The sequence below is a fragment of the Vibrio sp. GJ43-1 genome (genome assembly GCF_055808835.1).
Window position 1 is genome coordinate 715486 of record NZ_CM147885.1, and the last position, 26192, is coordinate 741677.

Below are 26192 nucleotides of genomic sequence, written 5' to 3' on the forward strand. Positions count from 1 at the left end.
AGCAAGGAGCGCGTATGAAAACGCAAGAGCAATGGATTGAATTTAAAGACGCATTAGCGATAGAGCAGCGAGCTTTCTTAAATGGAGAGTATCGTGATGCAATACAAGGTGAAACGCTAGAGGTCGTCAATCCAGCGACAGATGAAATTATAGCGACTATTCCTCGCTGTCAATCTGGCGATGTGGATCTTGCGGTTAAGTACGCGAGGCAAGCGTTTATCGAAGGTGAATGGAGCCAGAGTGCCCCTTCACATCGTAAAGCGGTACTAATGAGATTTGCCGCGCTCATTGATGCCAATACAGAAGAGTTAGCCATGTTAGAGACACTGGATACGGGTAAGCCGATATCACACAGTGTGTCTACGGACATTCCAGGCTCCGCCCAGTCCATTCGTTGGTACGCAGAAGCGATTGATAAAGTGTACGGTGAGGTCGCTCCAACTGAAAAAAATGTCCATGCGTTTGTTTCCCATCAAGCCATTGGTGTCGTGGCGGCGGTCGTGCCATGGAACTTCCCACTTTGGCTCGGAAGCTGGAAACTCGGTCCGGCGTTAGCAGCAGGCAACAGTGTCATTCTTAAGCCTTCCGAAAAGTCTTCGCTGAGTGCAATTTTCCTTGGGAAATTGGCCAACGAAGCAGGGATCCCAAGTGGCGTATTCCAAGTGGTCACCGGGTTTGGTCATGAAGCTTAGTGAAGCACTAGCAAGACATGATGATGTTGATTGTATTGCCTTTACAGGCTCGACTCGTGTTGCTGGGCATTTGATGATCAGCTCTGGTGAAACCAACCTCAAGCGAGTGTGGGCAGAAGCGGGCGGCAAAAACGCCAATATTGTATTTGAAGATTATCAAGACCTTGACAAAGCGGCGGCAGAAACGGCAGCGGGATGTTTCTATAACCAAGGTGAAGTGTGTGTTGCAGCCACTCGGTTGCTAGTCCATGAAAGCATTAAAGAGATATTTATTGATAAAGTGATGTCGGCAGCGCAACGCTTTATGCCAAAAGATCCCATGGATCCGTCTTCGTCTATGGGCGCGCTGATCGATCGTGAGCACAAAGAAAAGGTGTTAGGTTACGTAACACTGGCTCAAGACGAAGGGGCTGTTGTGCGTTGCGGTGGTGATGTAGAAGGTGTTGGTGCTTTTGTGGAGCCAATCATTATCGACCAAGTTGATAACAAAATGCGCGTGGCACAGGAAGAGATATTTGGTCCAGTACTGTGTGTGATTTCATTCAAAACTGAGCAAGAAGCCATTCAAATTGCCAATGACTCTAAATACGGACTGGGTGCCGCACTTTGGAGTGATAACCTAAATCGAGTTCACCGTGTTGCTAAGCAGCTAGAAGCAGGCTCTGTATGGGTGAACAACTACAACGAGGGCGATATGACCGTCCCATTCGGTGGATTTAAAATGAGCGGAAACGGACGAGATAAATCGATCCACGCCATTGAGAAGTTTACTGAAACCAAAACGACGTGGATACGTCTCCAACCTTAGGCCAGTAGCGCTTAGTACCGTCATGCTTAGCCCTATCGGGATAAAACAAGCCGTGGCAACAACAAGGAATTGAATAATGAATAAACATACAGATTCATACTACGCGGACTCAATCTTGAATGTAAGTGAGTACCCACAACTACGAGACAATATCGAGTGCGACGTGTGTGTCGTTGGGGCTGGATTTTCAGGTTTGTCGTCGGCGCTACATTTAGCAGAGAAAGGCTTTAAGGTTGTTATTTTAGAAAACGCAAAAGTGGGTTTTGGCGCATCGGGTCGTAACGGTGGACAAATTGTGAATAGCTACAGCCGTGACGTTGACGTAATTGAAAGTCGCTACGGTGAAAAACAAGCAAAAGCACTCTGCGATATGATTTTTGAAGGCGGCAGTATTATTCGCGGCTTAATTGATAAGCACAATATTGATTGCGACTTCAAGCAAGGCGGCATGTTTACCGCTCTAAACGCTAAGCAAATGAAAGGTCTAGAAGAACATAAAAAACACTGGGAACGCTATGGCAACGACCAACTCAGTTTGTTAGATGCAGGTGAAGTAGAGACAGCGGTTGGCACAAAAGCCTATAAAGGTGCGCTACTTGATATGAGTGGTGGTCACATCCATCCACTTAAACTTGCTCTAGGTGAAGCCGCGGCAGTAACGGCTTTAGGTGGTCGAATTTTCGAACAATCAGGGGTAACACGAATAGAGAAAGGCGCTAATCCAGTTGCGCACACCGAGCACGGCAGCGTAAAAGCAAAATATATGGTTCTAGCGGGCAATGCTTATTTAGGTGGCTTGGCACCAAACATCAGTAATAAAGCGATCCCTTGTGGTACGCAAGTAGTGGCAACCGAGCCATTAACTGACGCGCAATTGCAGCAAGTTCTACCGTCAGATTACTGCGTTGAAGATTGTAACTATCTATTGGATTACTTCCGATTGAGCGCGGATAAGCGTCTGCTGTTTGGTGGTGGTGTGGTATATGGCGCTCGCGACCCTGAAAATATTGAATCGTTACTGCGTCCGAAAATGGAGAAAATCTTCCCACAATTGAAAGGGATTGGTATTGATTATAAGTGGACGGGTAACTTCCTACTGACGTATTCGCGTATGCCTCAATTTGGTGCTTTCGCTGACAATATCTATTACCTACAAGGATACAGTGGTCACGGTGTTACGTGTACGCACCTAGCGGGCAAGTTACTGGCTGAAGCCTTAGCTGGCCATGCAGAGCGTTTTGATGCGTTTGCACAACTGACTCATATCGCCTTTCCTGGTGGCCGTCATTTTGCCATTCCAATGACGGCGATGGGCGCAGCGTACTACAACTTACGAGACAAATTAGCCATTTAATTACGCAATAACGAAATTAGTTCAACACTATGAACGACGAATGATGGCAAAACCATAGTCACCGTTCAATAACGTGAAACAAGAAAAAGAAGCGCCTGCAATGACGGGCGCTCATCAGCCAAAATCAACGATAAGATAAAGGAAGATCTCATGAGTAGAGTAGTTAAATTCGCCGCGCTTCAATTGTCCAAAACGTGGGACCTTGATGCCAATATGACCAAAATCAAAGGCGCTATCCGTGAAGCCGCAGCAAACGGTGCAAACGTTGTGGTTCCTCAAGAGCTGTTCGCTGCCCCTTATTTTTGCAAGAAGCAAGAATCGAAATATTTTGAACTGGCGGAAGAGTTTGATACCAGCCCTTTGATTCATACCATGAGTGAACTGGCAAAAGAGCTAAACGTTGTGATTCCGGTGAGCTATTTTGAGAAGGCAGGTAATACGTTTTTTAACTCACTTGTCATGATTGACGCTGATGGCACGATTTTGGAAAACTATCGCAAATCACACATCCCAGATGGTCCTGGTTATAGCGAAAAATACTACTTCAGCCCGGGTGATACTGGCTTTAAGGTTTGGAAAACCAAATTTGGTACATTTGGTGCGGGTATTTGTTGGGATCAATGGTTTCCTGAATTGGCACGTAGTCTTGCGTTAAATGGGGCAGAAGCGATTTTCTACCCAACGGCGATTGGCTCTGAACCACAAGATTTGACGCTTGACTCTCGCGATCACTGGCAGCGGACGATGCAAGGTCACTCTGCTGCGAACTTGGTGCCTGTTGTTGCGGCCAACCGTGTGGGTGTGGAAGTGGATGACGGCATTGAAACGACGTTTTATGGGTCATCGTTTATTACCGACCACACGGGTGGAAAACTGGCCGAAGCGCCACGAGAAGGCGAGACCATTGTTTATGCGGAAATCGATCTTCAGGCGACCACAAAAGCTCGTCATGCATGGGGCTTGTTCCGCGATCGTCGTCCTGATTTATATCAAGACGTAATGAGCATGGCGATATAGCGAGGTCACAATGAGACTCACAACAACACCTAAACAAGACGGGTTTTCTTTTCCAGCAGAGTTTGAGCCAGTGAGAGAAGTGTGGCTAGCGTGGCCCGAGCGAAAAGATAATTGGCGCAATGATGCCATTCCTGCTCAACAGACATTTGCTAATGTCGCGAACGCCATTGCTGATGTAGTACAGGTGACAGTAGCCGTGGCATCTGGGCATTATGAACGCGCTCGCACTTTACTGCATAGCTCAATTAAGCTGGTGGAAATGGATTATAACGACTCTTGGATGCGTGATATTGGACCAACGGTTGTTGTGAATGCATTAGGTGAGCGCCGCGGCGTGAGTTGGAAATTCAACGCGTGGGGTGGTGAGTTTAACGGCCTTTATGACGATTGGCGTGCAGATGATCAAGTGGCAGAGTCGGTGTGTGACGTTGCGGGTATGGATCATTATCGAGCGCCGATCGTGTTAGAGGGGGATCCATTCATACTGATGGGGAAGGCACACTCTACACTACGGAAGAATGCTTGCTTAGCCCAGGTCGTAATCCACAGTTAGAGCGTGAGGACATTGAGCACAACTTGTGTGAGTATTTAGGTGCCGAGAAAATAGTGTGGTTACCGAAAGGGCTTTATAACGATGAAACCGACGGTCATGTTGATAACCTGATTCATGTTATTGGACCAGCTAAGGTGGTACTGAGTTGGACAGATGACCCCTTTGATCCACAATTTAAACTCTCTCGTGAAGCTTATGCTGCACTAGCCAGCCAAAGAGATGCGAAAGGCAGAACGATTGAGGTCATTAAGATCCCTGTTCCAGGTCCCTTGTACTACACACAAGAAGAAGCGGAAGGGATCGAATCAAGTGACGGTATGGTGCGTCAAGAAGGCGAACGCTTAAGTGCCTCGTACGCGAACTTTCTCATGGTCAATGACCACGTATTTCTTCCATTGCTTGATGAACAATTTGATCGCGTGGCAATCGAAATATTAGAACAAGCACTACCCGGTTTTGACATCGTGGGTATCCCAACCAGAGAAGTATTACTGGGTGGTGGCAATATCCACTGTATAACACAGCAGATCCCTGCTTAATAATTTAGGTGTTTTCCGAACAAAGCGTATGGCCTAAGGAAGACAAAAAGAAGGTAAATCACCATGCAGCAAATACAGAATAAAAGCTTACTCTCTTTTATGACTTCTGCGGCTGAGCAGACGGTCACCGTGACAAATCCGGCAACAGGTGAGCTGGTAGGTCAAGCACCCGTGTCGAATGAAGCGGCATTAATGGACAGCATTGAACGCGCCCATGTGGCGCAAAAAGAGTGGGCGAAATTGCCAGCCAAAACTCGTGCTGGCATGCTTAATCGTTGGTATCAATTGCTTCTTGAGAACAAAGATGATCTCAGCGCGTATTATGACGCTAGAACAAGGTAAGCCATTAGCGGAAGCGGCGGGTGAAGTGCTTTATGGTGCCAGTTTTATTGAATGGTTTGCTGAGGAAGCGAAACGCACGTACGGTGAATCCATTCCAGGCCCAACGTCGGATAAGCGTTTGGTGACCATCAAGCAGCCTATTGGCGTAGCATGTGCGATTACCCCTTGGAATTTTCCTATTGCCATGATTACCCGAAAAGCTGGCCCAGCACTTGCGGCAGGCTGTAGTTTTATTGTTAAGCCGTCAGACTCGACGCCGTTGTCGGCATTTGCCGTTGTTGAACTGGCTTATCAAGCGGGCATCCCTCGTGATGCATTGCAGGTCGTTCTAGGTGAAAGTTCTCGTAAGATAGGTGCAATCTTCACATCCCATCCTCTAATTAGGAAATTGTCTTTCACTGGCTCGACTCAAGTGGGTAGCGTATTGATGGCGCAAAGCGCCAAAGACATTAAACGCACCTCAATGGAGCTGGGTGGTAATGCACCCTTTATCGTGTTCGAGGATGCGGACATCGACGCTGCGGTTCAAGGCGCAATGGCATCAAAATTTAGAAACGCAGGACAGACGTGTGTTTGTGCTAACCGTTTTTACGTACACGACGCCGTATACGATGAGTTTGTGACTAAATTTGATGCCGCCGTTCAACAGCTTAAAATCGGCAATGGTTTGGATGAAGGGGTCAATATCGGTCCCGTCATTAACGAGTCAGCAAAGAAAGGTATTCAAGCGCTAATTGATCGCGCAATTGAGCAAGGCGCAACACCGACAACAGAAATTAAGACGTTGGATGGGCTCTTTATGCAGCCCGTTATTTTGAAAGATGTGACGCACAATATGGACATCATTCAAGAAGAAATTTTCGGCCCTGTCGCGCCTATGGTGCGTTTTGAAACTGACGAAGAGCTGATTGAAATGGCTAACGATACGATTTACGGCTTGGCGTCGTATTTCTATAGCCAAAATATCCACCGTGTATGGAAGGTAGCAGAAGCACTAGAGTACGGCATGGTAGGCATTAATGAAGGCATTATATCAACAGAAGTCGCGCCGTTTGGTGGCGTGAAACAATCGGGTATCGGACGTGAAGGCGCAAGACAAGGGATAGACGAATATATGGACGTCAAATACCTATGTTTTGGTGGCAACTAAGAAGGAATGAACAATGAAAAATCAACAACTACACCAAAGAAGAAGCCAAGTGATTGCTCAGGGTATGGGCGCCCTCTATCCCCTTTACGTTGAGAAAGCAGACAATGCCTTTGTTTGGGATGTTGATGGCAACAAATACATCGACTTTGCGGCAGGCATTGCCGTGACGAATACAGGTCATTCTAATAAACGTATTTCAGAAGCCGTGAAAGCGCAGATCGATAATTTCTCGCATACTTGTGCCATGGTTACGCCTTACGAATCGTTTGTAGAGCTTGCAGAAAAGCTGACCGACATCGCCCCTGGCGATACACCGAAGAAAGCGATATTCCTAACAATCCTATGCTGAAGCGGTAGAAAACGCCGTCAAAGTGGCTCGCGCACATACGGGTCGTAGTGGTGTTATTGCCTTTAAAGGCGGATTCCACGGTCGTACCAATATGACGATGGGATTAACGGGTAAAGTTGCGCCTTACAAAGCAGGCTTTGGACCGTTTCCTAACGAAATTTTCCACGCACCTTACCCAAATGCCTATCACGGCATATCAACGGAGCAAAGTCTGCAGGCAATCCACGATCTCTTTGCTTGCGATATTGAACCAAGCCGAGTAGCGGCCATCATTTTTGAGCCAGTACAGGGCGAAGGTGGGTTTTATCAAGCACCGCCAGAGTTTGCTCAGGCATTACGTCAATTGTGTGATGACCACGGTATCATGCTCATTGCCGATGAAATTCAAACCTATTTTGCGCGTACTGGTAAAATGTTCGCAACAGAATACCTAGGTATTGAACCTGACATGATGACAATGGCGAAAGGCATTGCGGGTGGTTTCCCAATTTCTGCCGTAGTGGGTAAAGCGCATGTCATGGACTCGGCATTACCGGGCGGTCTGGGTGGTACTTACGCCTATTCCCCGCTTGGCTGTGTTGCTGGGTTAGAAGTGCTTAAAATTGTTGAAGAAGAGCAGCTTTGTGCGAAAGCGCAGGGCATTGGTGAGGTAGTGAATGCGCGCATTAATAAGCTGAAAGAAACCGTGCCAGCAATTGGTGAGGTTCGCACTATCGGCGCGATGATGGCGATTGAGTTTACCGACCCCTCGACTGGGCTACCAGGTCAAGATATTACGAAAGCTGTAATCAGTAAGGCGCAAGAAAATGGATTGATCTTGTTGTCTTGTGGCGTAAAAGCGAATGTGATTCGTTTGTTGCCACCATTGACGATTGAATCTGAGGTATTAGCGGAGGGTCTTGATAGGCTTGAAGCGATCATTCAAGAAGTGACAAAGTAGCTTTCCTTACACCCTGAGTTCCAATAAGCGGTATGCTATTTTAACTCAATGAGCATACCGCGATAAAGCCAGCCCCTCGATTCGAGCCCGAGGGGGCTTTTTACGCTTTGGGCATTTCTAGTCTCAAATCCGACCAATTATTACCCTGATACCCTCCCTATATCTCTTTGGTCATGCTTTCTAAGCTCTCGTTTCATTCATCACGATCGCCAATATCAGGACATGATAAACATCAGTGAAATCATGTGATATTTAATTTCATTTTGGTAATTAAATTTCATTAATGGCGTAAATAGGCTGATTATTACTCACTTCTGTCGCCATTGGTGTGCCGTTATTACGCTTGATGAGTCGTAATTTTCCTCAAGTGTGATCTCTATCACTAATTATTTTATGGTGGGACATATAGGTAGTGTGATCAATATCACTTGTTATTGATAGTTATTATCACTTGGTATGGCTTGTAATTTATGGACAGGTAAAAGATGTGATATTAATCACCATAAGTCATTTCTTGTGAGTTAATCTTATTGAGCTGCGTCACAAAATGTCGGGTGGTGGTCATTTTTTGAAATCTTGTGTTACTTTTATATGGACTTTTTCAAGACACATTTTTGTCAATAACGACATTGTTCAACGAATAATACAATAACGAGGACACCCTTATGTTATCTCCTGAAGCGAAAATCAAAGTGCAAAACTTTGGTCGTTTCCTATCCAATATGGTGATGCCAAACATTGGCGCATTCATCGCTTGGGGTTTGATTACGGCTCTATTTATTCCTACTGGTTGGATTCCAAACGAGACGTTGAGCTCAATGGTGGGTCCGATGATTACTTACATGCTGCCGCTACTGATCGGTTATACCTAGTGGTAAAATGGTAGCGGGCGACCGTGGTGCTGTTGTGGGTGCAATTACCACGATGGGTGTTATCGTTGGTACTGACATACCGATGTTTATGGGAGCGATGATTGTTGGTCCTTTAGGCGGCGTTGCAATCAAGAAATTTGATGAAGCAGTAGACGGCAAAGTTAAGAGCGGTTTTGAGATGTTGGTGAACAACTTCTCGGCAGGTATCATTGGTATGATCTGCGCTATTCTTGCCTTTATCGTTATTGGTCCAGCAGTAAAAATGCTGTCAACGGGTCTAGCTGGCGGCGTAAACTTCCTCGTTAACGCAGGTTTGTTGCCACTGACGTCAATTTTTGTAGAACCTGCGAAAATCCTGTTCCTAAATAACGCGATTAACCATGGCATATTCTCTCCACTGGGCATTCAGCAAGCAGAAGAAACGGGGCAATCCATCTTCTTCCTTATTGAAGCAAACCCAGGTCCAGGTCTTGGTCTTCTACTTGCTTATATGTTCTTTGGTAAAGGCAATGCAAAAGAATCGGCACCGGGCGCCGCTATTATCCACTTTTTTGGTGGTATCCATGAGATTTACTTCCCGTACGTATTGATGAATCCACGTCTTATTCTTGCGGTGATCGCAGGGGGTATGACGGGGGTATTTACACTGACAATGTTTAATGCAGGTTTAGTTTCTCCTGCGTCTCCAGGTTCAATTTTTGCGATTCTACTGATGACACCAAAAGCGTCGTTCATTGGTGTAATTCTATCGGTTATTGCTTCAACGGTGGTGTCATTCTTAGTTGCTGCGCTTCTGATGAAGACACAAGCTAAAAATGAAAATGAAGAAGATTCTTTAGAGAAAGCAGCAAGCCAAATGCAAGGCATGAAGGCTGCATCAAAAGGTCAAGCAAGTGCAGAACTGAATCTAGCAGAAGTACGAAAAATTATCGTCGCGTGTGATGCAGGTATGGGTTCAAGTGCTATGGGTGCAAGTTTGCTACGTAAGAAAGTTGATGCGGCGAACCTTGATATCTCAGTGACAAATCTAGCAATCAATAACTTGCCTCAAGACGCAGATATTGTCATTACACACAAAGACTTAACAGACCGTGCCCGCACTCATGCAGACACCGCGCATCATATTTCTCTGAATAACTTCTTAGATAGTGCTTTGTACGATGGTCTAGTGAGTGACCTTAGTGCGGCGCAACAAGCAAAAAAGTCTGAAGCGCCAGTAAACACAAGCTCTAGCAATAATGGAACGCTAAAGCTTTCAAATGAAAATATCTTCCTAGGCATGGAACTTAAGTCCAAAGAAGAGGTTATCAAGTTTGCTGGTGAGCAACTCGTGAAGCTTGGTTATGTTGAACCACAATACGTTGCTGGAATGCTAGCTCGTGAAGAATTGGTGTCAACTTACTTAGGCGAGTCTATTGCTGTCCCTCATGGCACGATTGAAGCAAAACAGTTTGTGAAGCAAACGGGCATCGTATTTTGCCAATTCCCTAAAGGTGTTCAATGGGGTGAAGATGAAGATGACGTCGCTAAGATGGTAATAGGTATTGCTGCTCAGGGGGACGAACACATCCAAGTCATTACCGCTATCACTAACTCTTTGGATGATGAAGAAGCTGTAGAGTTGTTGAAGTCAACGACTGACGTCTCTGATGTACTTCGTATTTTGAACGGTAAATAGGGCTATGTATCGCTCCTAAGTGAAAGAGACCAACACCCCCGTGTTGGTCTCATTTTGATTTTTTCTTTTTCTTTTTATTCGTATTTATTTAGGAAATATCTTATGAAAGCTCTCCATTTTGGCGCAGGTAATATCGGTCGTGGTTTCATTGGCAAACTTCTTGCTGACGCAGGTATCCACGTCACGTTTGCAGATGTAAATGAAACAGTGGTGAATGCCCTGATAGAGCGTCAATCTTTTCCTGTGAAAATTGTTGGTGAAGACTGCGTCGTTGAGACAGTAACCAACGTCACGGCGATTAATTCAACCAGCAGTGATGTGATTGATCTGATTGCTGACGTTGATATGGTGACGACCGCTGTTGGTCCTACAGTCTTGAAAATTATTTCCAAGTCGGTAGCACACGGTATTGAAAAGCGACTTGCTGTGGGAAATACTTCGCCGCTTAATATCATCGCGTGTGAAAATATGGTGCGTGGTACGAGTCAGCTGAAAGACATGGTATTTGAACATCTTTCGACACAGGCGCAGCAATTTGCTTCTCAGCATATTGGTTTTGTAGATTCTGCCGTTGATCGTATTGTCCCACTGCATGGGAAGCGGGTGAAACAGATCCACTTGCTGTAACTGTGGAAACGTTTTGTGAATGGATTGTCGATCAAACCCAGTTTGTTGGTGAAATCCCATCGATAAAGGGAATGGAGTGTACTGATAATTTAATGGCATTTGTTGAGCGTAAATTGTTTACCCTCAATACCGGGCATCTAATTACCGCGTATCTTGGTGTACTTGCGGGACATGAAACGATTAAAGAATCGATTGAAGATGCTGCCATTCTTGCTGATGTAACCGCGGCAATGCAAGAGAGTGGTGAAGTTCTGATTCGTCGATATGGATTTGATAAAGAAGCGCATGCCGCGTACATCCAAAAAATCCTTGGCCGTTTCGCTAATCCATATTTACGTGATGAAGTTGACCGTGTAGGGCGTCAGCCTATTCGTAAACTGAGCCCACAAGATCGTTTAATTAAACCGTTGAACGGAACATTAGAATACAATTTGCCGAATAGTCACTTGCTAAAAGGTATCGCCGCTGCGTTTCTTTATCACAACGACGACGATCCTCAGGCGGTAGAATTACAAGCAATGTTCGCCGAACAGGGGTTTGATAAGACATTATCCCATTATTCAGAGCTGAATGTTGACGCAGAAGTTGTTACACTTGCTCACCAAGCGTATCTCGCGCTTAAATGATGCAAGTAACGAGTGCCACTTCTGTGGCACCGTTCGTTTTAAGAGAACTTATGCCGTTACATCCACCTAACGAAACTGAACTATTAGAAGCGTTGTCTGAAGCGAAAGATGCGAGTGAGTGTCTAATGGCGGCTTACGATGCAATAGATGACACCCTTGATGCGCTAATCAATACTATTTTTCATAAAGATGACTACGCTGTGAAGTATGTGGTAGATCCACTATTGAGCGGAGATGGGCCATTAGGTGATATTTTAGTTCGAGCTAAATTGTTGCTAGGGTTGGGCGTTATTTCAAAAGAAGTCTACGATGACATTGATATCTTTGTGACTCTTCGAGAGTGGACTAAGCTTCAGGAAAATAACGTCAACTTCACTGAAGTTGACGTTATTTTTGAACTAAATAAAGTCACTGCAATTCAGAAAATGATGCCGATTGAATACGACGCCAGCATGGCGGAAGGATTAGATCCTGTTATGTTGAAAATGTATCTAGAACGCCATTATCAACGAGTCAAGTCAACGCTAATCCTCGCCATTACTGAGTTGGTGAGCACACTGTGTCGGGATAACCCTCTATTATAGTCACGGCTCTTTAAACAACGCTTTTACCCATATCTAATTGTTAACACTCAATGGCGGTTTATCTTAACCGCCATTATTTTGCCAATAATTCGAGCATTTTACCGCGTACTGGCGTCCTTCTTTTTTGCTCTTGTTGCTTCCTTACTGTGATTAGAAACCCCTCTAACTCCACCCATTCCTTCATGCCCCGTTGGCTTCATTAAGCATTAGGTGCTTGCTTCTTAATCTTATTCCCTTAGTACGACTCACTCTTTTGCACCCGGCTCATTGACAGTGAATAGGCTTGCTATGTTTCGTTTCGTAACTGAGACATAATAGGTAATCTGTAATAAAAATGAGACTTTGAAGGATGGTCAGCGGTTTGCTGCTATCTTGGTTTGCCAATTATCTTCCGTTGTGAAATAATTAATGCAGTTAATAAGTTTTGAAGTGAAACTAATGCGAAAGCGAAATACTCAAGTAAGGCGTCATTCAATTGCCCAGTTGGTGAAAGAGAAAGGACAAGTCAGTGTGGAAGAACTGTCTGCGCTGTTTGATACTTCAGAAGTTACGATTCGAAAGGACCTGACTTCTTTAGAGAATAATGGTCAGCTCTTAAGGCGATATGGCGGTGCAGTGGCGTTGCCACAAGAAGCGGTTGATGAAGTTTTGAACCATTCTATTGAAGATATCGCGGATAAAGAAGGCATTGCCAAAGCTGCCGTTGACTTAATTAGAGATCACAACCGAATCGTGATTGATTGCGGCAGTACGACAGGTGCATTGGTGTCGTGTTTAGGGAGTAAAAAGGGGCTCGTTATTATGACGAACTCGCTGGCGTTAGCCAATGCCGTCAATGAATTAGAAAATGAATCGACACTACTGATGACCGGGGGAACATGGGACAGTCATTCTGATTCATTTCAAGGCAAAGTGGCCGAGTCGGTACTACGATCGTATGACTTTGATCAATTGTTTATCGGTGCTGATGGCGTAGACCTGACTCGTGGAACCACGACGTTTAATGAGTTGACCGGGCTAAGTAATGTTATGGCGGAAGTCGCGCGTGAAGTCATTGTCATGATTGAGTCTGAAAAAATTGGTCGAAAGATACCTAATTTAGAGCTTGCGTGGGATGCCATTGATGTCTTAGTGACGGATAGCGGCTTATCACTTCAACAAAAACAACAAATAGAATCAAACGGTGTAAAGGTAATCTGCGCCTAAATCAAATTTACTCCTCCTAAATAATGACTGGCTTGCGTTCATAGGAGGAAAAAAATAAATGGAGAAATGCTATGTGTGGAATCGTAGGTGCGGTAGCGCAACGTGATGTCGCTGAAATTTTGGTTGAAGGGCTTCGTCGCCTCGAGTATCGCGGCTATGACTCAGCGGGTGTGGCTGTGGTCAATGAAAGCGCAGAACTGACGCGTGTTCGTCGTTTAGGTAAAGTACAAGAGCTTGCTGATGCTGTGAATGCACAAGATGTGATTGGTGGGACAGGTATCGCTCATACCCGTTGGGCAACCCATGGTGAACCTTCAGAAGCGAATGCGCATCCACACGTCTCTGGTGATATTGCCGTTGTGCATAATGGGATTATTGAAAACCATGAAGAACTGCGTAGCCTGCTGCAAGAGCGTGGCTATGTGTTCCACTCTCAAACCGATACAGAGGTTATTGCTCATCTTGTTGAGTGGGAGCGCCGCACGTCTGATACCTTAGTTGAAGCGTTGCAAAAAACCGCCGCTCAGCTGGATGGTGCATACGGCACGGTAGTCGTCGATCGTAAAGACCCAAGCCGCATTGTTGCTGCGCGTTCAGGTAGCCCAATTGTTATTGGCTTTGGGGTTGGTGAAAACTTCTTGGCTTCTGATCAACTGGCGTTACTGAGTGTGACTCGTCGTTTCATGTATCTTGAAGAAGGTGATGTGGCAGAGATTACTCGTCGTGAGGTAAAAGTACTGGATGTCGATGGACAACCTATTGAGCGTGAAATTACGGAATCGAACGCTGAGCATGATGCGGGTGATAAAGGTCAATATCGTCACTTCATGCAAAAAGAAATCTACGAGCAACCGCGTGCGCTTATTAATACAATGGAAGGGCGTATTACCGATAAAGCGGTAGTTACGGAAAGCATTGGTGTCAACGCTGTTGAGATCCTTAATAAGGTCCAACACGTTCAAATTATTGCCTGCGGCACATCGTACAATTCAGGAATGGCAGCGCGCTATTGGTTTGAGTCTATCGCTGGTGTGAGTTGTGATGTCGAAATTGCTTCTGAGTTCCGTTATCGTGATTTTGTTGTACGTCCAAATAGCTTACTGGTAACTCTATCTCAATCTGGTGAAACGGCCGATACATTGGCGGCATTGCGTCTCGCAAAAGAGAAAGGTTACATGGCGGCGATGACAGTATGTAACGTGGCGGGTTCTTCACTGGTGCGCGAATCTGATTTTGCCTTTATGACTCGTGCGGGAACAGAAATCGGCGTAGCATCAACAAAAGCGTTCACCACACAGTTAGCCGCGATGCTAATGATGGTGGTGTCTATTGCTCGTCTCCAAGGCCGTATGACGGAAGAACGTGAAGCGGAAATTGTTAAATCACTGCACGAATTGCCCGCAAATATAGAGAAAGCATTAGCGTTTGATAAAGAAATTGAAGCACTCGCTACCGATTTTGCCGATAAACACCATACGCTATTCCTTGGTCGTGGTGAATACTACCCCATCGCCATGGAAGCGTCTCTGAAGCTAAAAGAGATCTCATACATTCACGCTGAGGCTTATGCGGCGGGTGAATTAAAACATGGTCCTTTAGCATTGATCGACGCGGATATGCCAGTGGTCGTGGTCGCGCCAACGAATGATTTGTTAGAGAAGCTAAAATCGAACATTGAAGAAGTGCGTGCTCGTGGTGGCTTGCTCTATGTCTTCGCCGATGAAAAAGCAGGCTTTGAAGGTGATGAAAATATGAAGATCATCCAGATGCCACACGTCGACGATATTATTGCACCAATCTATTATACGGTGCCGATGCAGCTGCTGTCTTACCATGTAGCCCTTATCAAAGGGACCGATGTAGACCAACCTCGTAACCTGGCGAAAGCGGTGACAGTTGAGTAAGTATCTTGCGTTTAGGTACGTGGTTGTTCAAGAAGAATAATCACGTACCAAGAGCAATATCATAAAAGCGGCGCAGATATAATCAGCGCCGCTTTTTTATTGTGAGAGCAGTAGAGTTTGGTCTGTCGCGGTATTGTTTTTCCTAGCGTATCGTTATCTCTGCTGTCGCTAGGTGAGCAGATGGTTATTGGCGCACGGCTTGTTATATTTAATTTTCGCGCTGGATATAAGAAGATGATTAGTCAATGTCACATGTAATGATGTTTATAGGTGTTTCTGATTTAGTAAAACAGACGTAAGCGCTGCGGGGTTGACGTGGACCAATTTTGATATAGCTTACTTCGTAGCTCGTCTTCGTTGAAAGTGACAGAGCGAGAGGTGGCCTGTTTGCCGTCAAAGTAAGTGGCTTCAAAGGACTGGGCCATGGTATGAGCGACTCGATTGCGGGTATAGGCGGTGGAAAACGTAATGTTCGCACAGCGCATTGTCGCTTGTTGAGTCAATACGACTTGCCTATTTTGTTTGTCTACCAAGCTTTCTTGAATACTAGGCGTAATATCGACAGGTTGAAAAGCGTCAATACTGCAAGATGGTTTTGCTGTCGCGAGCGATGAAAACAGCGCTGTACTGGTTAGACCTAACGTTATTAAGAGGACTCTGAAATTCATAAGATTGTTATCGCTATTATTAGATGTGTTGTTTTTATATACGATATGTGAGTTTAACATTGAGTTCTTACGGAATGGTGTAAGAGTATGTATGGGAGCAAACCAAAGCGAGCAAGCAAAAGGACAGACACCAGAAGTATTTTATTTTTAAGGTTGTCTGTCCTTGTGTACTCGGTTGCTGTTTTGGATTCAGAAGTGATGAGCGAGCTATTTGACGTAACGGTGTTGAACACCGCTTGGACGGATTCAGCAGGCCCAGATACCGATGGTGTCGGCTCTATAGGGTTATTTTCTTGGCTATCAATGGGTCTTTTTGCATGGCTGCGTAGACGTCACGCATGGAAACAGGCATAACGGACAATACTTTACGCGAGACTGACTTATAGAAGGAATTGGCAGGGCGTCGCGCATGCCAGCTTTAATCGCGCTACGCCATTTTTCTCACTGTTAGTTGTCGATTGTAAAAGAGATAGACATCGAAAATATTTATTGAATATCTGTCATAAAACCGCTTGACAACTTACGGAACTCTAGTATTATCCACCTCGCTCTGTTGTTCAGAGTTATTAATGATACATCAAGTAAAGCAATCCTCAGAATTCTTCGTAATAGTTGTTATCCTCAGCGGTTCCCTTAGCTTCATCGTCACATTCAATAATTCAAGCTTTCAGCGCATCGCGAAATCGCGATATTTTTCTAATGAATTTAACTTTATAAGGGACACATTATGTCTACTAAAACAACTGGTATCGTAAAATGGTTTAACGAAGAGAAAGGTTTTGGCTTCCTAACTCAAGACAACGGCGGCGCAGACGTATTCGTACACTTCCGTGCTATCGCTTCTGAGGGTTTCAAAACTCTTGCTGAAGGCCAAAAAGTATCTTTCGAAGTTGAGCAAGGCCAAAAAGGTCTTCAAGCTGCTAACGTTGTAGCTATCTAATTTCGACGTTACCGCAAATGGCCGATGGTCATTTGCGGTAATATTTACTTTTACTCTCTATACTGGAATTTCGAACACAGAAAATACGCAACACCTGCCTTTCACGCATGTCACACGTTTTATTCACTTCGCAATATCAATATAAACACCATAATTTTCATAAAATCAGCAACTTAAAATATCTCATTCATGTGAGTGACGGTATCTTCGTTGCAAAATAATATTAAGGATCTTCTATGTCTCGTTCAATGGGTCGTAAGCGCTTTTGGTTTCAACACTGTAAAAATAATAGCAATAGCAATAGCAATACAAAAAAAGGTAATCAATGACAGTAAATTTTGTTTTATTTAAAAAACCAACTCTCTTGGAGTGTGTTAATACACCAGCTTAACGGCGATATTTTATCGCGCCATGTTATGATGAAAGATAATATGGGTAATGTTGGTATAGACTTTTCCTACTGCGAAAGAACTCAGCAAGGAAGTATTACTAACAGTCTAAATGAATGTATTGGTCGTTTTTCTCTATCCTCTTAACGTCATACAATATCATTCTACTTTTCGCTAAACTCTGAATCATAAATTTTAGAAACGTTGCACTAAAATACTTTTTGTATATGGCAATTACCCCATTATTCTTGCCATGTAGATTCAGACTTATCTTCTAAAATGACAGATTGTTCATTATCTTATGTATATGTTTAACCTAATAGTTAATAATAGAAAGGCAACCGCTTTGCTGCCTTTCTATAAATAAAATCATGGATACGCGTTATTGCTGAGCGTCGAGATTCAATATCGTTATAGCATTGGCTACACTGGTCGCCAAAATGTCTATGGCACCGGTTCGTAGTGCACCAACAATCGCTAATGGTTTGCTAGCTTCCGAAGCGATGGCGATAACTTGTGGGATTTTTTGATAATCGCTGATGGTAAGCCCAACGACTCGATTACTCATTTTTGTATCCTGAACTCTCCCTTTGATATCATAAAAATCATACCCCCCACTTCTCCTACCACGCCTTGTTGAATCCTTGCTTCTACCATTTCTTGAACTGAAAACCACCCTAAGTTCACCATATAACTGCTTTCGCTGAGATCACCTATACCCACCAGCGCGACATCTGCTTTCTTAGCGATATCCAATGTTTGCTGAACGGTTTCATCTTCCATTAGCGCTTGGCGTAGGTTTGGGTCTTTAATAAATGCTGGGGCGTAGAGCGTTTCACTCACTCCATCAAATGTTTTAGCAAAGCGACGTGATATGTGGTCGGCGTTTAGCATGCCTCCTCTTGGGTGGATGCCACCGATACTCGATACAAACGTACACTTTTTTGGATTCACAATGCCAATATGCTCAGATACGGAAGAGACATTTCGCCCTTGTCCTATTGAAACGACCATTCCATCTTTTAGGGTGGAAGAGAGATAGGTAGAGACAACGCTCGGCGAGTAAACTACGTTGCTCGTCTTCTGTCGGCTGGTCAAGGGCGATAAGCGCGCGTTTTAGACCGAATCGTTCTTTTAACTGTTCTTCTAATTTAGCGCCAAATACTGGATGGTATTTAACTTTTATTTCAACAATCCCTTTGTCTCGGGCTCTTTTTAGCAGCCGTCCGATCGTGACTCTGGATTGCCCAAACCGTTTAGAAATTTCTTCTTGAGTCGCTCCATCTTGGTAATACGCTACAGCGATTTCAGTGAGTAGATTATTTTCTTCTGTTTGTTCAATATTTGATAAATCCATATTCCCTTACCGCGTTATTGGGCGCAAATTAAGTTTGCGACAATTTAGGCTGATTTGGCGTGTAATTCACTATTAAGTAATGAAAAATCATGTGTAGATCGAATTTTTCTGATTATACGGCTTTGCCCATGAATCAATAGTGTTTCTGTCGTTAGGTTTTGGCTTCCGGCTTTTACTCCCTCTAGTAAATCACCTTTGGTGATACCCGTTGCTGAAAATATAACATTTTTTGAACTGGCCAGATCGTTTAGCTCGAGCTTGGTATTAGCTTTAACGTGCATTTCTACGCATCGTTGTTGCTCTATCTGTGCGTGCAACTGATTTTCGGTTGATTGGCCTTTAACTTGATCGCGAAAGAGTAGTTTGGCTTGCATGTCCCCACCCAAGGCCTGCATGGCTGCTGCCGTAATCACGCCTTCTGGGGAGCCGCCAATACAGTACATTAAATCAATATCACTTTCCGGCATACAAGTGAGAAGAGAGGCGGCGACATCGCCGTCTGGAAAAGCGTACACTCGCACACCCAGGGATTGCACTTGTTTAATAACGCCGTCGTGTCTAGGCTTGGCTAAAGTCGCCATGACTAACTCATTTATAGGCTTACTTAATGATTGGGCGATACGAGTTAAGTTATCTTCCAAGGATAAGTCCAAATCAATAGCCCCGTGAGATTTCGGTCCTACTACTAGTTTTTCCATATACATATCTGGTGCTTGCAATAAACTTCCTTGCTCGCTAGCCGCAAGCACGGCGATGGCGTTTGATTGCCCCATTGCTGTCATTCGCGTTCCTTCTATTGGATCAACGGCTATATCTATATTGGGGCCACCTTGTCCAAGTTCTTCGCCAATGAAGAGCATAGGAGCGTCATCAATCTCTCCTTCACCTATGACGATTTTTCCATTGATTGCTGCATTGCTTAGTAATAGGCGCATCGCCTCTACTGCTGCTTGGTCTGCATTTTCCTTGTTACCACATCCTAGCCATTGATAACCCGCTAGCGCGGCACCTTCAGTAACTTGGACAAATGTTAAAGCGATATCGGTATTCATAAAAGTTCCATAGTGATTGGGTTGTTCATCTGTTCACTATAAATATCATATGTACACCTACGTGACTGTTGCAGTGCTCTCATTTACGAGTGGCGCTTTTTATTTCTGCATTGAAATAAAAATGAAACACTAATGTGAAACGCTTTATAAAATAGAGTTTAAGCTCTATTTTATAAAGCGCCGAAGTGTATCTAAAATATTGATTTTAATTGTTATTGTGTTTTTTATTGTCTTTTTCAGATAAGAATTGGTTAAAACCTCGCTACCTTGTTTTTGTCATGTGAGGTTGTGGTTTGATCACATTAATGTTGCCAAAATGTAATCAAAGAGTGATTTGTATCTCGTTTGATATAGAAACGCATGTAATTGTTAAGGTGATAAGTGCATTATCATTTGTAACTTGTTTGGTCATATGTACATGGTAGGAGTAAGGAATGATAGCGATTGGATGTGATGATGCTGCCATTGAGCTGAAAGAATGTCTTAAGGCGCACATGCTCAAGAAGGGTATAGAAGTCGCAGATTATGGTGTCGATTCCGATAGTGAGGCGCTTTATCCCGATATTGCAAAGGCTGTCAGTGTGGCTGTGAGTGAGGGTAAACACCAAAGAGGGATCATTTTATGTGGTACCGGAATCGGCGTCTCAATAGTGGCGAATAAAGTTCCTGGTATTAGAGCAGCACTTTGTCACGACACATTCTCAGCTGAAAGGGCAAGAAAAAGTAATGACGCACAAATCATCACGATGGGTGCGCGAGTTATTGGCTCTGAGCTTGCGAAATCAATATTAGATACTTGGCTTGCATCAGAGTTTGTTGATGGGCCGTCAACCCCCAAAGTTAATCGAATTAAGGAGATCGAAAAAGAGTTCATTTCATAGCGAAAGAGACAAACCAACCATCTGATTAATGGAATAACGTGGAAATTTAACATGAAAAATAAAACGCTAACTTATACCAGTATCGCAATTGCAGTAATGATGTCATCTGCCGTAGCGGCAAAAGATCTTAAAGTCGCGACTAGTGCACAACTCGGTTCGTTGCAATACAACACTACGCAGCATTTTGCGGATTATGCCAACGAACAATTCAAGAAATCTGGTCTTGATTACAACCTAAAGTTCTTCGGTGCGGCTCAATTAGGAAAAGATAAAGATGTCCAACAAAAGCTAAAATTGGGCACCATTGATCTTGCATTATTGACGTCAACACTGCCAACTCATGTCCCTGAAATGGCGTTGTTTGAGTTACCTTTCCTCGTATCCGATCGTGAACATGTGGCAAAAATTGAACAGGATGTATTTTGGCCGTATATCGCACCTGCAGCAGAGAAAAAAGGCTACAAAGTGATAGGGTTTTGGGAAAATGGTTTCCGTAATATCACCAATGCACAACGTCCAATTAATACCCCTGCAGACTTAGAAGGTCTTAAGATTCGCACACCTAATAGTTCTTGGCGCGTAAAAATGTTTAAAAACTGGGGAGCAAACCCAACGCCAATGAGCTTCAGCGAAGTTTTCATTGGTTTGCAAACGGGGGTTATTGACGGGCAGGAAAACCCATATACCAATATTTATGCGGCTAAGCTACACGAAGTACAAGGCTACGTGAGTGTCACTAACCACGTGTATACCCCTGCTTACTTAACGGCTGGCGCTCGTCACTACAAAAAATTCCCTTCAGAAGTCCAAGACATTCTAGAAGCTTCGGCAGTAGAAGCTCAGCAGTGGGGCTACAAGGAAGCGGCTCGATTGGAAGGTGAGTTAAAAGACAAATTGGTCGCAGGTGGAATGAAGTTAAATGTGGCTAATCGCGATGCTTTCGTTAATGCCAGTCAACCGATTTACGATGACTTTGTTGAAAATGTAAATAACGGTTCTGCCATGTTAACGAAAGCCATGGCAAGCGCTAAGTAACGATATTGCCATGGCCGACGAGGTCATGGCTTTCTCAGGTGTTTTTACGAGGGATTATGATGTCTTTTCTAGCTGGCATAAATACCATTTCAAATGTACTAGAAAAAGTGCTTATCGCTATTTCATTAACGATATTGCTGTCTCTAAGTGCAATCATCATTGTTGCTGTTTTTTCTCGTTTTAGCGGTGCGTCTTTGTACTGGTATGACGAAGTGTCGGCGATTTTATTGGCCTGGTTAACATTCTATGGCTCGGCACTTTGTGCGCTAAAACGCTCCCACATGGGGTTTGGCGGACTCGTTGCAAGCTTATCGTTAGGGGTAAGAAAGCTGGTCTTCTTACTAAGTGAATTTATTGTCATTGCCTTCTTTGTGGTGATGGCGTGGGCAAGTTACTACCTTTTAGAAATTTTTGGTGATGAGACGCTGACTAGCTTGGAGTTTATTACCTTATCATTCGCGCAATCTGCTTTGCCAATCGGTGCTGTTCTTTTTGTGGTGGCGCAACTTTGCTCTTTTCCGAAAGCATGGGAAATGGTTTGCAAAGGTTCGACGCAAGAGGAAGAAGAAATTCAAGATGCAATTCGTGATGCCAAGAAAGATATGGCAGAAGTGATGGAGGTGGTAAAATGAGTGCACTAATTGTACTGGCCTGTTTAATTGCGTTGGTCATGATTAATGTCCCTATTGCTGTTGCGATTGGTGCGGTAGCGCTAGTAGGCATGGTGGCTACATCGGGTATTGATGCCATATATAATGGCGCCCTAGCGATGTTCGAAGGCGGCTCTAAATTTACGCTGCTATCGATACCTTTATTTGTCTTCGCAGGCGCGTTAATGAACACGGGCGGCATCTCGCTGAGACTGATAAACTTCGTTAGTGCGATTGTTGGTTTTGTTCGTGGCGGATTATCAATGGTCAACGTTGGCGTATCGATGATTTTCGCAGAGATATCGGGCTCAGCAGTCGCGGACGTTGCCGCATTGGGTTCTATTTTGATACCAGCGATGAAAAAACGGGGTTATTCAGCCAGTTTCTCCGCCGCTGTGACTTCTTCATCGGCTTCACTCGCCGTGATTATTCCTCCTTCTTTACCCATGATCATTTACGGTGCGATGGCAGATGTCTCGATCTCTCAGCTATTTGTAGCGGGGATTGTCTCGGGATTGCTTGGCGCTGCGGGTATGTTTGGTGTGTGTTACTACTATGCGGTGAAATATAACTTACCTCGCGAAAATGCCTTTAGTTTGCGTAAATTATGGATAGCGTTTAAAGATGCATTTTGGGCGCTAACCCTACCTTTTGCCATTCTTGGCGGGATATTGTCTGGCTTTATGACTGCGACAGAAGCGGCAGGTATCGCCGTACTTTTAGCGTTGGTGATCAGTGTTTTCATTTACCGAGAAATGGATCTGAAACTGTTTTATAAAGCTGCGATGGAAGGAGTGACAGGGACCTCTGTTGTGATGTTACTTGTTGCGACATCGGCTGTTTTAGGGTTATTCCTAACCGAGCAAGAAGTGCCTCAAACGATGGCCGCTCGGCATTCTGAGCATTTCAGAAAATAAGTATGTGGTATTGATGATGCTGAACGTCATGCTACTCATCGTCGGTATTTTTCTGCACGGTGCTGCCGCTATCATATTAACGGTTCCAATCGTATTACCACTTATTCATGAGCTAGGAATTGACCCTATTCATTTTGGCATCATGTTGGCACTTAATATTTCAATTGGGCAACAAACGCCTCCAGTCGCCAGTGTACTTATTACTGCCTGTTCTATCGCCAAGCGTGATATTTGGCAGGTGACAAAAGTGAATGCCTTATTTATCGGTGTTCTGTTTATCGTACTTCTGCTCGCGACCTACGTACCTGCTTTGTCTGTTGGGTTCGTGGATTACATTTATAACAAATAATTATCAAGGAATGAGAAAATGACGAAACCAACGATAGCTCTTGTATTAGGTGACCCATCGGGTATTGGTCCAGAAGTCGCGGCAAAAGTGCTTAATCAGCCGACCAGTCGGTCACTGGCAAATATTTTGATCATTGCGGATGAATATGAACTGCGAAAGGGTATGGACATTGCTCAAGCTTCTTTTGAATACGATGTGGTAAATACGTTCGAGCAGGCGGAATTTCAAGAAGGTAAGCCAGTGCTTCTTCAATTCAAATCGTCTCACGTTGATAGCATAGAGTATGGAAAAGCGACGCCGCAAGGTGGCACCTACGTTTTGGAAACATTAAAAATCGCCGTCGACCTAACGTTGGCGCATAAAACGCATGGAATTTGCTTTGCTCCGTTAAATAAGCAAGCCATGAGTATGGCCGGGTTAGAGCACAGAGATGAATTGTCATGGTTTGCTGAATTGACGGATTTCCATGACTTTGGCTGTGAGATTAATGTTGTCGATGATATTTGGGCAGGGCGAGTGACGTCTCATATTCCATTTAAAAATGTGGTTGAAAACCTATCCATAGACTCCGTTCTTAAAACCATCGAACTGATGAACAACACCTTAAAATCAGTCGGTTTTGAGGAACCGAGAATTGCCGTTCAGGCATTGAACCCTCACGGGGGGGAAGGGGGGCTGTTTGGCGATGAAGAAATTACCGTGATCACCCCAGCGATTGAAAAAGCCAAAGAAAAAGGCATTCAGGCATTTGGCCCTTTCCCTGGCGATACCACAATGTGGATCGTGGAAAAAGAGAAGATGAATTCGATCGTGTCTATGTATCACGACCAAGGTGCAACCGCCTTAAAAATGATGGGTTTTGATCGTGGTGTCACGGTTCAAGGCGGCATCCCATTGCCAATAGCGACCGCTAACCATGGCTCGGCATTTGATATCTATGGAAAAAATATTGCGGCCATTCCAGCGATGGAAAATGCGTTGAAGCTGACGGTGAAAATGGCCACCAGCTATCAAAATAACGTGTGCAAATAAACGTGAAATAACTGTTAAAAAATAAGTGGTGAACCCATGAGAAAACCAAAAAAACTGATTAATGAGCCGCTTAATGTGGCACAAGAACAATTTGAAGGTCTTCTGTCTGTCATGAGCGGAAAGTTGGAAGCACTTCCGGGTATTACAGCGGCCATTCGTACCGATCTTCCTTCGGATAAAGTGGCCATCTTGACGGGCGGTGGTGCGGGTCATGAGCCTTTATTTGCAGGGTATGTCGGGCATGGTTTAGCGGATGCTGCCGCACTAGGTGATATTTTTGCTGCGCCTCCACCTAATGTTATTTTGCAGACCACAGAAGCGGTAAATAACGGCAAAGGGGTTATCTATATATATGGTAATTACGCCGGAGACAATATGAATTTTGATATCGCCGCAGAGCTAGCAGACGACGATGATATTAAGACGCATACCATTCGAGTATGGGACGACGTGGCGTCAGCGCCGCTAGAAAAAATCACGGAAAGGCGCGGAACGGCAGGGGATGTTTATGTATTGAAAATTGCTGGTGCCGCTTCTTTATCGTATAGCTTCGAAGACGTTGTGAAGGTCACAGAGCGTGCACGAGACAATACGCGTTCAATAGGTGTGGCGTTATCAGCAGGTTCCGTGCCGCAAACCAATACCTTTAATTTTGAGTTACCAGATGATGAACTTGAGATTGGTATGGGGCTACATGGTGAACCTGGCGTGGCGAGAGAAAAAATGTCATCGGCAGATGAGGTTGTGACGAAGTTAATTGATCAACTGTGTGATGACTTACCGTACCAAAAGGGTGATGAAGTCTGTTTACTTGTGAACAACCTGGGCTCATCGACTTATATGGAGCTGTTAATCGCGAGCCGAAAAGCACACGCTTTGCTTGCTGAACGTGGTATTAGCGTTCACCACACGTTAGTGGGGAATTACTGTACATCGCAGGAGATGTCGGGTTATTCACTGACCATGCTCAAATTGGATGAAGAAATTAAATCACTTTACGACCTACCTTGTGACTCTTTTGCGTTAAGGAATTAAGAAATGGATGCATTAACAACGAAAAACATGATGGCTTATGTGGCAGATAAAATGATCGCAAGTGAGCCGGTATTAACCAAATATGACCAAGCCATTGGTGACGGTGACCATGGCATCGGTATGGAGCGTGGCTTTAAAGCGGTGGCCGAATTACTGGCAAGTGATTATCAGCCAGAAGATGTCAGTAAGTTATTACTCAAAATTGGCAGCACTATGATGGCATCAATGGGTGGGGCATCGGGCGCTATCTTTGGTACGTTGTATCGTTCTGGCGCAAAAGCCATTAAAGGGGCAACGGTATTAGATACCCAGACGTTGTCGGCGTTTTTAACCGCGGGATTAGAAGGTGTCTATGAACGTGGTGGTGCAAAGCCCGGTGACAAAACTATGATTGATGCTCTGGTCGCGGCGGTGAAAACATCAGAGTCACTGTCCGGTGATTTAGCGGAACATCTCCCCGCGATTGCAGCGTCAGCAAAACAAGGTGTTGAGGCGACAAAAGAGATGATCGCGACGACGGGTAAGGCAAAAACGTTAGGCGAGCGTTCCCTAGGCCACCCAGACCCAGGCGCCATGTCGATGGCCTTCATTCTTGAATTCATGAGTGAGTTTGCCTGTGAGCAGGTTCCGGCATGAAAAAAATATG

The 26192-nt window shown here is 44.5% G+C and carries 20 protein-coding genes and 6 pseudogenes; 22 read left to right on the forward strand and 4 right to left on the reverse strand.

Going from position 1 to position 26192, the window contains the following annotated elements:
• The first annotated feature begins 14 nt into the window (after positions 1–14).
• From AC0L66_RS20505 to glmS, 12 genes and pseudogenes are all read left to right on the forward strand, one after another.
• A pseudogene (locus AC0L66_RS20505) lies at positions 15–1500 on the forward strand (aldehyde dehydrogenase).
• 76 nt (positions 1501–1576) lie between these two features.
• Positions 1577–2854 (forward strand): NAD(P)/FAD-dependent oxidoreductase, encoded by a 1278-nt coding sequence (locus AC0L66_RS20510; protein WP_265674306.1) that lies wholly within the window; start codon positions 1577–1579, stop codon positions 2852–2854.
• Positions 2855–3004: 150 nt separating this feature from the next.
• On the forward strand, positions 3005–3871 hold the full coding sequence (gene aguB, locus AC0L66_RS20515; RefSeq protein WP_265674305.1) for an N-carbamoylputrescine amidase: 867 nt from the start codon (positions 3005–3007) through the stop codon (positions 3869–3871).
• A 10-nt stretch (positions 3872–3881) separates the two neighbouring features.
• Positions 3882–4963 (forward strand): annotated as a pseudogene (aguA, locus tag AC0L66_RS20520) (agmatine deiminase).
• A gap of 63 nt (positions 4964–5026) precedes the next feature.
• A pseudogene (locus AC0L66_RS20525) lies at positions 5027–6455 on the forward strand (NAD-dependent succinate-semialdehyde dehydrogenase).
• Between the two features lie 13 nt (positions 6456–6468).
• Positions 6469–7744, forward strand: a pseudogene (gabT, locus tag AC0L66_RS20530) (4-aminobutyrate--2-oxoglutarate transaminase).
• A 665-nt stretch (positions 7745–8409) separates the two neighbouring features.
• Entirely contained in the window at positions 8410–8616 is a 207-nt protein-coding gene (locus tag AC0L66_RS20535; RefSeq protein ID WP_473570678.1) for a hypothetical protein, read from the forward strand.
• Between the two features lie 52 nt (positions 8617–8668).
• Positions 8669–10294, forward strand: coding sequence for a PTS mannitol transporter subunit IICBA (locus tag AC0L66_RS20540; RefSeq protein WP_473570932.1), 1626 nt, complete (start codon positions 8669–8671; stop codon positions 10292–10294).
• A gap of 102 nt (positions 10295–10396) precedes the next feature.
• Positions 10397–11547 (forward strand): annotated as a pseudogene (locus AC0L66_RS20545) (mannitol-1-phosphate 5-dehydrogenase).
• A gap of 50 nt (positions 11548–11597) precedes the next feature.
• Entirely contained in the window at positions 11598–12131 is a 534-nt protein-coding gene (locus AC0L66_RS20550; protein ID WP_265674299.1) for an MltR family transcriptional regulator, read from the forward strand.
• 438 nt (positions 12132–12569) lie between these two features.
• Positions 12570–13337: a DeoR/GlpR family DNA-binding transcription regulator gene (locus tag AC0L66_RS20555; RefSeq protein WP_265674298.1), complete on the forward strand. Its 768-nt coding sequence runs from the start codon at positions 12570–12572 to the stop codon at positions 13335–13337.
• 71 nt (positions 13338–13408) lie between these two features.
• On the forward strand, positions 13409–15241 hold the full coding sequence (gene glmS / locus AC0L66_RS20560) for a glutamine--fructose-6-phosphate transaminase (isomerizing) (RefSeq protein WP_473570680.1): 1833 nt from the start codon (positions 13409–13411) through the stop codon (positions 15239–15241).
• A gap of 281 nt (positions 15242–15522) precedes the next feature.
• On the opposite strand, the gene AC0L66_RS20565 is transcribed toward glmS, so the two are convergent.
• On the reverse strand, positions 15523–15909 hold the full coding sequence (locus AC0L66_RS20565; RefSeq protein ID WP_473570681.1) for a hypothetical protein: 387 nt from the start codon (positions 15907–15909) through the stop codon (positions 15523–15525).
• A gap of 87 nt (positions 15910–15996) precedes the next feature.
• Here AC0L66_RS20565 and AC0L66_RS20570 point away from each other — a divergent pair, with 87 nt between their 5' ends.
• A complete protein-coding gene (locus AC0L66_RS20570; RefSeq protein WP_473570683.1) occupies positions 15997–16263 on the forward strand; it encodes a hypothetical protein in 267 nt (88 codons plus the stop codon).
• 373 nt (positions 16264–16636) lie between these two features.
• Positions 16637–16849, forward strand: a complete 213-nt coding sequence (gene cspE, locus AC0L66_RS20575; RefSeq protein WP_250619120.1) for a transcription antiterminator/RNA stability regulator CspE — start codon at positions 16637–16639, stop codon at positions 16847–16849.
• Positions 16850–17620: 771 nt separating this feature from the next.
• Here the strand turns inward: cspE and AC0L66_RS20580 are convergent.
• The 3 genes and pseudogenes from AC0L66_RS20580 to glpX all read right to left on the reverse strand — a co-directional run bounded on the left by AC0L66_RS20580 (position 17621) and on the right by glpX (position 19647).
• A pseudogene (locus tag AC0L66_RS20580) lies at positions 17621–18252 on the reverse strand (sugar-binding transcriptional regulator).
• The gene (locus AC0L66_RS20585; protein WP_473570684.1) at positions 18206–18595 is read right to left on the reverse strand and encodes a hypothetical protein; all 390 of its coding nucleotides are present in this window, start codon (positions 18593–18595) and stop codon (positions 18206–18208) included. The pseudogene AC0L66_RS20580 and the gene AC0L66_RS20585 overlap by 47 nt, the downstream one beginning before the upstream one ends.
• 44 nt (positions 18596–18639) lie before the next feature.
• Positions 18640–19647, reverse strand: coding sequence for a class II fructose-bisphosphatase (glpX, locus tag AC0L66_RS20590; RefSeq protein WP_265674283.1), 1008 nt, complete (start codon positions 19645–19647; stop codon positions 18640–18642).
• Positions 19648–20081: 434 nt separating this feature from the next.
• On the opposite strand from glpX, the gene rpiB reads away from it, so the two are divergent.
• From rpiB to dhaL, 8 genes are read left to right on the forward strand one after another with little or no spacing between them, the layout of a single operon-like run.
• Entirely contained in the window at positions 20082–20528 is a 447-nt protein-coding gene (gene rpiB / locus AC0L66_RS20595; protein ID WP_265674282.1) for a ribose 5-phosphate isomerase B, read from the forward strand.
• Positions 20529–20579: 51 nt separating this feature from the next.
• Positions 20580–21563, forward strand: coding sequence for a TRAP transporter substrate-binding protein (locus AC0L66_RS20600; RefSeq protein ID WP_265674281.1), 984 nt, complete (start codon positions 20580–20582; stop codon positions 21561–21563).
• Between the two features lie 56 nt (positions 21564–21619).
• Entirely contained in the window at positions 21620–22195 is a 576-nt protein-coding gene (locus AC0L66_RS20605; protein ID WP_265674280.1) for a TRAP transporter small permease, read from the forward strand.
• Entirely contained in the window at positions 22192–23130 is a 939-nt protein-coding gene (locus tag AC0L66_RS20610; RefSeq protein ID WP_473570686.1) for a TRAP transporter large permease, read from the forward strand. The genes AC0L66_RS20605 and AC0L66_RS20610 overlap by 4 nt, the downstream gene beginning before the upstream one ends.
• Positions 23131–23143: 13 nt before the next feature.
• Positions 23144–23479, forward strand: a complete 336-nt coding sequence (locus AC0L66_RS20615; RefSeq protein ID WP_473570688.1) for a TRAP transporter large permease subunit — start codon at positions 23144–23146, stop codon at positions 23477–23479.
• Positions 23480–23497: 18 nt separating this feature from the next.
• Positions 23498–24511 carry a 4-hydroxythreonine-4-phosphate dehydrogenase PdxA gene (locus tag AC0L66_RS20620; RefSeq protein WP_473570690.1) on the forward strand — a complete coding sequence of 338 codons (1014 nt, stop codon included), beginning with the start codon at positions 23498–23500 and terminating at the stop codon, positions 24509–24511.
• Positions 24512–24547: 36 nt separating this feature from the next.
• The gene (locus tag AC0L66_RS20625) at positions 24548–25546 is read left to right on the forward strand and encodes a dihydroxyacetone kinase subunit DhaK (RefSeq protein ID WP_265674277.1); all 999 of its coding nucleotides are present in this window, start codon (positions 24548–24550) and stop codon (positions 25544–25546) included.
• Positions 25547–25549: 3 nt separating this feature from the next.
• Positions 25550–26182 (forward strand): dihydroxyacetone kinase subunit DhaL, encoded by a 633-nt coding sequence (gene dhaL / locus AC0L66_RS20630; RefSeq protein ID WP_265674276.1) that lies wholly within the window; start codon positions 25550–25552, stop codon positions 26180–26182.
• The last annotated feature ends 10 nt before the right edge of the window (positions 26183–26192 follow it).

Bases quoted from the DNA above. Each gene is read 5' to 3' on its own strand.
- rpiB (WP_265674282.1), top strand. From the start codon at position 20,082: ATGATAGCGATTGGATGTGATGATGCTGCCATTGAGCTGAAAGAATGT.
- aguB (WP_265674305.1), top strand. From the start codon at position 3,005: ATGAGTAGAGTAGTTAAATTCGCCGCGCTTCAATTGTCCAAAACGTGG.
- AC0L66_RS20610 (WP_473570686.1), top strand. From the start codon at position 22,192: ATGAGTGCACTAATTGTACTGGCCTGTTTAATTGCGTTGGTCATGATT.
- AC0L66_RS20625 (WP_265674277.1), top strand. From the start codon at position 24,548: ATGAGAAAACCAAAAAAACTGATTAATGAGCCGCTTAATGTGGCACAA.
- AC0L66_RS20570 (WP_473570683.1), top strand. From the start codon at position 15,997: ATGTATGGGAGCAAACCAAAGCGAGCAAGCAAAAGGACAGACACCAGA.
- AC0L66_RS20605 (WP_265674280.1), top strand. From the start codon at position 21,620: ATGATGTCTTTTCTAGCTGGCATAAATACCATTTCAAATGTACTAGAA.
- AC0L66_RS20585 (WP_473570684.1), bottom strand. From the start codon at position 18,595: ATGGATTTATCAAATATTGAACAAACAGAAGAAAATAATCTACTCACT.
- AC0L66_RS20535 (WP_473570678.1), top strand. From the start codon at position 8,410: ATGTTATCTCCTGAAGCGAAAATCAAAGTGCAAAACTTTGGTCGTTTC.
- glmS (WP_473570680.1), top strand. From the start codon at position 13,409: ATGTGTGGAATCGTAGGTGCGGTAGCGCAACGTGATGTCGCTGAAATT.
- AC0L66_RS20555 (WP_265674298.1), top strand. From the start codon at position 12,570: ATGCGAAAGCGAAATACTCAAGTAAGGCGTCATTCAATTGCCCAGTTG.
- AC0L66_RS20600 (WP_265674281.1), top strand. From the start codon at position 20,580: ATGAAAAATAAAACGCTAACTTATACCAGTATCGCAATTGCAGTAATG.
- AC0L66_RS20615 (WP_473570688.1), top strand. From the start codon at position 23,144: ATGATGCTGAACGTCATGCTACTCATCGTCGGTATTTTTCTGCACGGT.
- AC0L66_RS20565 (WP_473570681.1), bottom strand. From the start codon at position 15,909: ATGAATTTCAGAGTCCTCTTAATAACGTTAGGTCTAACCAGTACAGCG.
- AC0L66_RS20620 (WP_473570690.1), top strand. From the start codon at position 23,498: ATGACGAAACCAACGATAGCTCTTGTATTAGGTGACCCATCGGGTATT.
- cspE (WP_250619120.1), top strand. From the start codon at position 16,637: ATGTCTACTAAAACAACTGGTATCGTAAAATGGTTTAACGAAGAGAAA.
- glpX (WP_265674283.1), bottom strand. From the start codon at position 19,647: ATGAATACCGATATCGCTTTAACATTTGTCCAAGTTACTGAAGGTGCC.
- AC0L66_RS20540 (WP_473570932.1), top strand. From the start codon at position 8,669: ATGGGTGTTATCGTTGGTACTGACATACCGATGTTTATGGGAGCGATG.
- AC0L66_RS20510 (WP_265674306.1), top strand. From the start codon at position 1,577: ATGAATAAACATACAGATTCATACTACGCGGACTCAATCTTGAATGTA.
- AC0L66_RS20550 (WP_265674299.1), top strand. From the start codon at position 11,598: ATGCCGTTACATCCACCTAACGAAACTGAACTATTAGAAGCGTTGTCT.
- dhaL (WP_265674276.1), top strand. From the start codon at position 25,550: ATGGATGCATTAACAACGAAAAACATGATGGCTTATGTGGCAGATAAA.